This window comes from Nitrosophilus sp., from assembly GCF_982775275.1.
Genome location: NZ_CEXZHP010000229.1, coordinates 1 through 2,227, shown reverse-complemented (window position 1 = coordinate 2,227; position 2,227 = coordinate 1). Strand labels below are relative to the sequence as shown.

Here is a 2,227-nt window from a genome sequence, read left to right as displayed (position 1 = left end):
TTAAAGATAGATAGTTAATGATTTGCTCTCTTGAGATTACCTTGCCTTTGTTTTTTACCAAATATAAAAGCAAATCAAATTCAACTTTTGTTAAATCAACCTCATATCCATCTACTATTACACTTCTATTATCCTCATCTATTTGAATATCATCTATTTTTATTATATCTTTTTTTACTCTTTTTAAAACCGCTTCAATTCTTAATACCAATTCTCTTGGCTCATAAGGTTTTGCTAAATAATCATCGGCTCCAAGCTCAAATCCAACTATTTTATTACCTATATCACCTCTTGCACTTGAGATTATTATTGGTAAATTTTTAATTTGTTTTAACTTTTTAAACAAATCAAAACCATCGATATCCGGGAGCATTAGATCCAAAATAATTATATCAAAATAGTTTTTTTTCAAAATCTCAATTGCTTCTTTTGCATTGTTTGCAATTTCAACAAAAAAATTATAATTTTTTAGATAATTTTTTATTAAATCTTGCAAAGATATATCATCTTCGATTAATAAAACTTTATTCAATCTCCCACTCCTTAATAAAATAGATAAACTTTTTTCTTTGGGATTTATTTAAAATAGTATGAATTTGTTTAAAAAAATCAGCTTCTATTTTTGTTTTTTCTTTTTTATATTGAATAATTAGGTTATAATAATCATCTTTGCTAAAATTATCGCTTATAAATTTTTGATTTAACTTTTTTGCTAATTTATTTTCAAATTTTTGGATTTTTTTTGCTTTTTTTCTATATTCAATCAACAAATCCATAATTTTATTTTTTTGTTTTTTTGAAAGTTCTAAAAAGCTCAAATCTCTTGGAATATGTTCATAATACTCATCTTCAAACTCAAAATGATCAGCATATGCAAATATTACACAAAATAAAACTATAATAAATCTCATAATAACTCCATTTTAATATTTTTGTCTTCAATTAATCCTTGCTCAATATCGCTATGACAAGCTTTGCAATTTGATTTTGATTTTATTTTAGGGTTTTTAAAAACCTCTTTTTTTATATTTTTGTGTTTATATTTCCAATAAGGAATTTCTGTTATACTTATTGTATCATCTTTTTTCATACTTTTTAATAAATAAACAGAGTATTCTTTTTTAGAATTTTCACTACTATTTTTTAAAAGATAAGATAGTATTTTTTGATTATCCTCATCTTCAAGCGAAGCATCATCTCCAAAATGGTTATCTAAATTTGCCATCATTTTTTGCCAAGATTTTTTAGGTAGAGTTTGAGGAGGATATATCATATGACAACTTCCGCACTCATTTGCAAAAAGCGGGTTTTTTTCATTATAATCAATCTTGCTAAATTTTGGTTTTGTCAAGATAGATTTTTCATAAGTTGCATAAATAAAAACTAAAACCACACATATAAAAAATATGATAGCAATAATTTTTTGAAAAATATTTAAAGTTACTTTTTCATTACCAAAATTTTTATATCCGTTTATTATAGAGGTTAATACCTTATCATTTTTATGAAGTAAGTTCTCTATAAATACACCGCCTAAATGAATAGCAATTAATACTAATATTAAATTTGCAAAAAACTCGTGCAGCTTTTTAAAAGCTTCCATATCTTTAAAAAAAGTATCATTTAAAAAACTAAAAACACCTCTTCCTTCTTGCACGCCAAAAGTTAAAATTCCACTAAAAACAGTAAAAAAAACAACTACTATCAAACTTACCATAACAAGTGAAGCGGCCATATTATGGCCTAAATATTTTTTTTGATTTATAAAAATATTTAAGCCAAAAATGATAGCTTTTTTAATATTAAAATTAAAATCAGTCCATTTAGAATATTTTGGTCCTACAAATCCCCAAACTATCCTAAAAAATATCAAAACTCCAACCGCATAACCAATAGCACCGTGAAAAATAAGCAATCTTTCACTCTCGCTACTTATAAAAGCTAAAGCTATCAATAAAACCAAGCTCCAGTGAAAAATTCATGTTGGCAGTGTCCAAATATAGCTCATTGTTATCCTTTTAATCATCCCATCTTTTATAATTTGGTATTTTTAAATTTCTTTCACTATAATTTCCTTGCTCTGCTTTTGTATGACAAGCATTGCAATTATAAAAGCCTCTAACTTCTTTTTGAGTTATATATTTTTTTGGTATTTTTCTATGCTCTTTTATAAAATATGGAATTTCTGATATTTTTAACGGAGTTTTATAATTTGGGATACTCTCAA

3 protein-coding genes and 1 pseudogene are annotated in these 2,227 nt (G+C 24.9%); all 4 read right to left on the bottom strand.

Translation table 11 applies throughout. The annotated features are described in order from the left end of the window. The coding region (locus tag AC30RD_RS08600; protein ID WP_489494089.1) for a response regulator transcription factor at positions 1-532 on the bottom strand (532 nt) is incomplete at its 3' end. After that, positions 525-911 carry a Spy/CpxP family protein refolding chaperone gene (locus AC30RD_RS08595; RefSeq protein WP_489494088.1) on the bottom strand — a complete coding sequence of 129 codons (387 nt, stop codon included), beginning with the start codon at positions 909-911 and terminating at the stop codon, positions 525-527. The genes AC30RD_RS08595 and AC30RD_RS08600, both read right to left, overlap by 8 nt. Further along, on the bottom strand, positions 908-1,978 hold the full coding sequence (locus AC30RD_RS08590; protein ID WP_489494090.1) for a cytochrome b/b6 domain-containing protein: 1,071 nt from the start codon (positions 1,976-1,978) through the stop codon (positions 908-910). Before AC30RD_RS08590 ends, AC30RD_RS08595 begins: the two co-directional genes overlap by 4 nt. A 40-nt stretch (positions 1,979-2,018) precedes the next feature. Next, a pseudogene (locus tag AC30RD_RS08585) lies at positions 2,019-2,227 on the bottom strand (diheme cytochrome c); the annotation flags it as partial.

What these genes read in the sequence shown, in the direction of transcription:
- AC30RD_RS08595 (WP_489494088.1), bottom strand. Translation starts at nt 911, where the DNA reads ATGAGATTTATTATAGTTTTATTTTGTGTAATATTTGCATATGCTGAT.